General features: G+C 66.6%; 1 pseudogene. It reads left to right on the top strand.

Annotated elements, in window-relative coordinates:
- Nucleotides 1-195 precede the first annotated feature (195 nt).
- Nucleotides 196-1,210: pseudogene (locus MFF42_RS24720) on the top strand (Fic family protein); the annotation flags it as partial.

Here is a 1,210-nt window from a genome sequence, read left to right on the forward strand (position 1 = left end):
TTGACCGGCATGCCGGTCTGAGGGGGTCTTCGACTTCCAACCGCTCGGAGACATGGTTGCCTTGTCCGGGAATCGAGTAGTAGACGGGTATATCAGCCTGCCTTAGGGCAATTGCGAGCTTATGTTGTTTTAAACGACACAAGAGGTTATTATGTCGATATAAGCGACGGGGCTTCCGCCGCCCGGGGGCGTTAAGTGGCTACGACGCACGGTGATCTGATCCTCACGCGAGGCGACCCGCAACGCGACCGGTCCCTTCAGCGGCAGGCCGCCGCCGGCAAGCTCCGGCGGGTCGGCGACGGCATCTATGCGGTGTGCAACGGTCGTCCCGTCGAAGAGATTGTCTGCGGCGGATGGGCTCCCATCCTCGCTCGATACGCGCCTGGTGCCGTGCTCAGGGGCCGGACTGCCCTGCAGAGGAATCCCTGGCGTGAGCGCGGGCCGGACGGGCGCGTCGTCTTCCCGGGCTGGGTGTTCGCGACCGATCCGCACGGGAAGGCCCGCAGGCGGTTGTCACTGCCCGGCTTGGAAATCAGAACCTTCCCCGGTCCAGGGCCGTTGGAGGGGGACATGTCCTTCCTCGGGGTCTACCTTCCGAGCGACGCGCGCGCCCTGCTGGAGAACCTGCAGGCATCACGCGCACGGAGTGGGCCTAGCCGCACCGTCGGAAGGGAAGGCGTCGAACGAGAGGTCGAGCGGTTGCTGAAGACCGCCCATGAGGACGGTCTCCGGGAGATCCGGCAGCGGGCCGAGTGCATCGCAGGCTCGCTTGGGGCGGAACAGGAACTGCAGGTCCTCCTCGATATCATCGGGACCATCCTCGGAACGCGCAAAGCCGGTTTGGTCGCAAGGGACGTGGCCGCGCGGCGCCGGCCGGACGACCCCTACGACCCCGAGTGCATGGAGCGCCTCAAGGTCTTGGCGATGACCCTCGGGCGCGTCGCGCCCGACTTGGCCGACCCGCACGTCGGTCCCGGCGAGCGGGACTGCACGTCATTCGTCGAGGCGTACTTCACCAACTACATCGAGGGCACGCGCTTCCTCGTCGACAAGGCGCGGCGCATCGTGTTCGAGCACGAACCGGCCGATGGGCGGCCGCAGGACGGTCGCGACGTGACGCAAACCTTTGCCCAGGTCGCGAGCATCGTGCCGGGCGAGGCGCGCGCATCGTCCGTCGATGAGTTCATGGCCGAGATCCGCGAGCGGAACG

It is taken from the genome of Methylorubrum podarium, from assembly GCF_022179745.1.
GTDB lineage: Bacteria > Pseudomonadota > Alphaproteobacteria > Rhizobiales > Beijerinckiaceae > Methylobacterium > Methylobacterium podarium.